This window comes from Microvirga arvi (genome assembly GCF_016892765.1).
GTDB lineage: Bacteria > Pseudomonadota > Alphaproteobacteria > Rhizobiales > Beijerinckiaceae > Microvirga > Microvirga arvi.
Genome location: NZ_JAFEMD010000129.1, coordinates 1 through 5,230, shown reverse-complemented (window position 1 = coordinate 5,230; position 5,230 = coordinate 1). Strand labels below are relative to the sequence as shown.

The window sequence follows — 5,230 nt, the reverse complement described above, 5'->3', positions numbered from 1 at the left end:
AACGCTGCCGCGCAGGTGCTCAAGGCGGGCGAGGAGGTTGCGCAGACGCTCACGGTCGAGAGCCTCGACGGCACGGCCCGGCAGACCGTCACAGTCACTATCACGGGCACCAACGATGCGCCGGTGGTGAGCGGGGCGGTGGAAGGTGGTGAGCATGTGGAGGATGGGGACGCGTTCAGCGTCGACCTTCTCGCCCATGCGTCCGACGTCGACCATGATGCAGTCCTGACCATCAAGGGCGGTGAGGCGGGCATCACCGCGACGGTGGTCACGGGTGAGTGGGCGGCCCCGCTGCAGTTCGCCCTGGTGGACGGCACGCTCAGCATCGACCCGGCCCAGTTCCAGGCTCTGGCCGAAGGCGAGATCCTAGAGGTCGCTCTCAGCTACGTGGTCAGCGATGGCCTGGGCGGCGAGGCGCCGGCCACGGCCCGCTTCACCGTCACCGGCACCAATGATGCGCCGGTGATCACCGGCGGTAACATCTCGGGTGAGATCGTCGAGCCGGAGGCTCCGGCCGGAATCCGGAGCTACGAGGGCGTACTCGCCTTCAGCGACGTGGATCTGGTTGATGTGCACTCGGTCGATGTCATCGACAACTCCGGTGACCAGACCGGCGTCACCTTCAGCGCCGGCATCATCGCCGAGCCGGTCGATGGCCTACCAGGTGAGGTCGGCTGGACGGTTGATGTCGACACGGCCGTGATCGACAGCCTGGCGGCAGGCGAGGTGCGCACGCTCACCTACACGCTGCTCCTGAGCGATCTGAGCGGCGGCCGCAGCGAGCAGGTGGTCACGATCACCCTCACCGGCACGAATGACGGACCTGTGGCGGTTGCCGATGTGGCGGCCGGCACGGAGAACGAGACCCTGACGCTCGACGTGCTGGCCAACGACACGGACGTGGACACGGGCGCCGTCTTCACGCTGGTCTCGGGTGTGGCTCCGGCCGGCAAGGGCACGGCGGCGGTGGTGGACAACAAGCTGGTGTTTACCCCGGGCACGGCCTTCGACCACCTGGCGCAGGGTGCAACCGAGACCGTGACCTTGTCCTACACGATGCGGGACGAGCATGGACTGGAGTCCGCCTCGACCGTGACGGTCACCGTCACCGGCACCAACGATGGCGCCACCATCTCCGGGACTGATGCCGGATCCGTGACGGAGGACAGCACCCGGACCACGGGCGGGACCTTGATCGTGACGGACGTGGACACGGGCGAGGCGGTGTTCCGGGCTCCGGCCTCCCTGAACGGCACCTACGGCACGTTTGTCTTCGATGCGGCCACAGGTGAGTGGAGCTATGTGCTCGACAACAGCCGCAGCGCCACGCAGGCGCTTGCGGCCGGCCAGACGGTGTCGGACACGCTGACGGTGACCTCACACGACGGCACCGCCTCGCACGCCATCGCGGTCACCCTCACGGGCGCCAACGATGCCGCCGTGATCTCCGGCACCAGCACGGGTGCGGTGAGCGAGGACGGCAGCCAGAGCACCGGCGGTGTGCTGGCGGTGGCGGATGTCGATGCGGGCGAGAGCACCTTCAAGGCAGTGGCGGCGGCGGACCTGCAGCAGGCCTACGGCAGCTTCAGCTTCGATGCGGGCACGGGAGCATGGGGCTTTGTCCTCGACAACGCTGCCGCGCAGGTGCTCAAGGCGGGCGAGGAGGTTGCGCAGACGCTCACGGTCGAGAGCCTCGACGGCACGGCCCGGCAGACCGTCACAGTCACTATCACGGGCACCAACGATGCGCCGGTGGTGAGCGGGGCGGTGGATGGCGGCGCGCGCGGCGAGGACGAGGCCTTCAGCCTGGCCCTGCTGGCGCAGGCCTCCGACGTCGACCATGACGCCGTGCTGGCGATCAAGGACGGTGCTGCCGGCCTCCAGGTGAGCACCTCCGGGGCTGCCTGGACGGCTGCCCTGCAGTTCACTCTGGTGGATGGCAGCCTCAGCCTCGACCCGGCCCAGTTCAAAGGGCTGGGAGCCGGCGAGGTGGTGGAGGTCACGCTCACCTACACGGTCACGGACGGGCAGGGCGGCGAGACGCCGGCCACCGCTCGCTTCACCGTCACCGGCGCCGACGATGCCCTGGCGGGCTTGAGCCTCTCAGGCACGCAGGTGACCGAGAATGCCCCCGGCGGCACCCTGGTGGGCAGCCTCCTGGGACTGGATCCGGACCGCACCAGCAGCTTCAGCTACGCCCTGGTGGAGGATGCCTCTGGCCTGTTCGAGATCAGCGGCAACGAGCTGCGGGTGAAGGCCGGTGCGGTGATCGACTACGAGAGCGCCATCTCGCACACCCTGCGGATTGCGGTGTCGAACGGCTTGGAGCAGGTGATCGAGACGGTCACCCTCACGGTGCAGGATGTGCAAGGCGCGGTGATTGTCGGCTCGAACCAGGCGGAGGTGATCAACGGCACGGTCACTGTGCCGGGGCAGGCGTTCGCAAGCGCTGAGGATGATCAGATCGACGGGCGCGGCGGCAACGACGCTCTCGCAGGTCTGGCCGGCAACGACCAGCTTCTCGGCGGGGCGGGCGACGACACTCTCGATGGTGGTGCGGGGGCTGACACGCTCGATGGCGGCACGGGGGCCGACAGCCTCAGCGGCGGCGCCGGCGACGACACCCTGGTGCTGTCCGGCACCGAGGCCCTCGGCGACGTGCTCGCCGGCGGCGAGGGCCACGACACCGTGCGGGTGGGCGGCACGGGGGCGCTGAGCCTGAACCACTTCAGCGCGGCCTTGGCCGGCCTCGAGGTCTGGGCCGGCAACGGCCAGGGCCTGACCGGCACCATCGGGGCGGACGCTCTCGACCTGAGCGGCCTCGTTACGGTCACCGGCCTGCCGTCCGTGGACGGCGGCGCCGGCAACGACGTACTCACCGGCACGGGCTTTGCCGACGACCTGCGCGGCAGCGCCGGCGACGACCGGCTCGCCGGCGGGGCGGGCGACGACCTGCTGCGTGGCGGCTCGGGCGCCGACACCCTGCTGGGCGGGGCGGGCAACGACCGCCTCCAGATCACCAGCACCGAGGCCACCGGCGACAGCCTGAGCGGCGGTGAGGGCGAGGACACCCTCGAGGTGATCGGGGCGGCCGCCACCGTGCTGGGCTCGTTCGATGCGGGGGTCTCCTCCATCGAGCACCTGCTCGGCAACGGCCGGGCGCTGGTGGGCACCGGTGGTGACGACGGGCTCGACTTCAGCGGGCTCAAGAGCCTGGAGAAGGTGCTGTATGTGGATGCCAGCACCGGCAACGACCGGCTGGTCGGCCATGCGGGCGCCGACGATCTGCGCGGCGGCAGCGGGCTTGACACGCTCGTGGGCGGCTCCGGCGCCGACACCCTCGACGGCGGCTACGGCGACGACACCGTGGACGGCGGGGCGGATGCGGACGTGCTGAAGGGTGGCGTGGGCAACGACTGGCTGGTGGGCGGACTGGGCGCCGACACGCTGTCCGGCGGCACGGGTCAGGACACGTTCGTGTTCACGGGCCAGGCCGACGGCGGGGATCTGATCAGCGACTTCATGCAAGGGGCTGACACGATCGCGCTGGTGGGCACCGGGTTCGGGCTGGCGGCCGGGCCGCTGGCGGCAGGCCGGTTTGCGCTGGATGCGGCGACAGTCGCGCAGGGGCAGTTCGTGTACGAGCAGGCGAGCAGCATGCTCCTTTGGGACGCGGACGGCACGGGCTCTGGCGCAGGTGTGACAATCGCCCGCTTCCGCTCTGGCCTGATCCTCAACGCTGACGACCTCACGATCCTGTAAGACAGCACGGCTGAATCAAAAACAGAGCGGCCGCACCCTGTCGGCGCGGCCGCTCTCAACCAAGCAACACTGAGCGGGCTGGTGAAGGCCTGCCGCACAAACAACAAGTCGGACTAGGGGCACCCATCGTGAGCAACAGCCTTCCCATCATCTCGGTTCCGGGCATCCAGACCGTCGCCGAAACCGCTCCCCTCGTGTTCAACGACGGCAACGAGAACGGGATCTTTGTTGACGATTTCGACTTCGACACCCTGACCGTCACGCTCGCGGTGACCGCCGGCTCTCTGACCCTCGGCTCGACCGTGGGGATTGTAATTATCCCTCCCACCGATAATCCAGCCACCATCAAGATCCAGGGCCCCGCTGAGGCGATCAACGCTGCCCTGAGCGGCCTGACCTACACGGCGGATCCGGGCTTTGTTGGCGATGTGGCGTTCACCGTCACTGCATCCGATGGTCAGGGCGCTGAAGTCCAGGCGTTCGACATCAGCGTGTTCGCCGCGCCCAGCAAGCCCGTGATCACCTCCGTGGATCACCTCGTGGTGGGGGAGAACACTTCACCCGCTCTGACCGTGACGGCGCAGGATGATGACCCGGGTGACACGCTGGTGTTTTCGCTCACCGGTGGGGCCGACAGGGACCTGTTTGCCATCGATGCGGCCACCGGGCAGCTTACCCTGATCAGCAAGCCCGACTTCGAGGCGCCCACGGACGCAACCCGGAACAACGTTTATGAGGTCGAGGTCACGGTGACCGGCAACGAGGACGGGCTCTCGGCCAAACAGATTGTTCGGATCACGGTGACAGACCAGAACGAGGCTCCGGAGATCGTCTCCACAGCTTTCCTGGCAGACGCCGGCCAGACGGATATTGGTGTGGTCCAGGCACGTGATCCCGATGCCCTGGATCAGATGACCTTCGCAATCGCAGGCGGGGATGACGCGGCGCTATTCGAGATCGATAGCGCTACCGGCCAACTCCGCTTCAAGGCAGCCCCAGACTTGGCTGCACCGGCCGACCAAGATGGGAACGAGATCTACCAGGTCGAGGTGACGAGTACCGATGCCGGTGGGCTGTCGGCCCGTCAGCTGATCGAGGTTAAGGTAGTCCCGCCGCTTGCGATCAACGACGCCAAGACAGCAGATGAAGACAGTGGTCCGATCACCATTGATGTGCTGGCCAACGATGCCGGGGGAGCAGACGGCACGACGGTTCTGGTAGGGGCCATGGTTGATGCCCGGCAGGGCACGGTCGCCGTTGTAGGCAGCAAGGTGGTTTTCACGCCGGCGGCAAACTTCCATGGTACGGCGGTGATCACCTACACGGTGAGCAATGGCACCCAGGAAGATCAGGCACAGGCCATCGTGACGGTCACCCCGGTCAACGATGCGCCGGTTGTGTCTGGTGCGGTGGAGGGGCTTGCCAGCGAGGACGGTGCTTCCGTCAGCCTCAGCGCGCTGGCCAATGC

General features: G+C 67.9%; 2 protein-coding genes. Both read left to right on the top strand.

The features are described from left to right. Window positions 1–3,762, top strand: a 3,762-nt coding sequence (locus ILT44_RS29745; RefSeq protein ID WP_204243217.1) for a VCBS domain-containing protein, incomplete at its 5' end; no start/stop codon positions are given. Between the two features lie 128 nt (window positions 3,763–3,890). Beyond that, the coding region (locus tag ILT44_RS31830) for an Ig-like domain-containing protein (protein WP_204243216.1) at window positions 3,891–5,230 on the top strand (1,340 nt) is incomplete at its 3' end.